The sequence below is a fragment of the Elusimicrobiota bacterium genome (assembly GCA_026388095.1).
Classification (GTDB): Bacteria; Elusimicrobiota; Elusimicrobia; order UBA1565; family UBA9628; genus UBA9628.
On the sequence record JAPLKL010000076.1, the window covers coordinates 1 to 340 of the forward strand.

The 340-nt window shown below is 59.4% G+C and carries 1 pseudogene; it reads right to left on the minus strand.

The features are described 5' to 3' along the window. Positions 1–200 precede the first annotated feature (200 nt). A pseudogene (locus NTY77_19280) lies at positions 201–340 on the minus strand (BrnT family toxin).

Genomic DNA, 340 nt, shown 5'->3' on the forward strand with positions numbered 1-340 from the left:
GTAACCCTGTTGCCCAGCGTTGCTACGAGAGCCGTTCGGGGACTGCAGTGGCCGTCAAACGGCCACCCCATCCTTGGGCCCTCTCAGCCAGTGGTCGACGCCGAAAGGGTGGTCGGCATGTCCGAGATGGCGGTCGGCATGCTCCGAGACGGTGGTCGGCATGCTCCGAGATGCTGGTCGGCTTGGTCCGAAAAACGCATCCTCCAGTATCCCGCTCCAATAATCCGTATCTTGTGCTGTCTGTATGTAAATCGAACGGTCAGGATTCCGTCGCCCACCTTGCCGAAACAATAGAATCGGCGCTCGGTCTGGCTATGCTCCAAGTCCTCTGCGATGATGC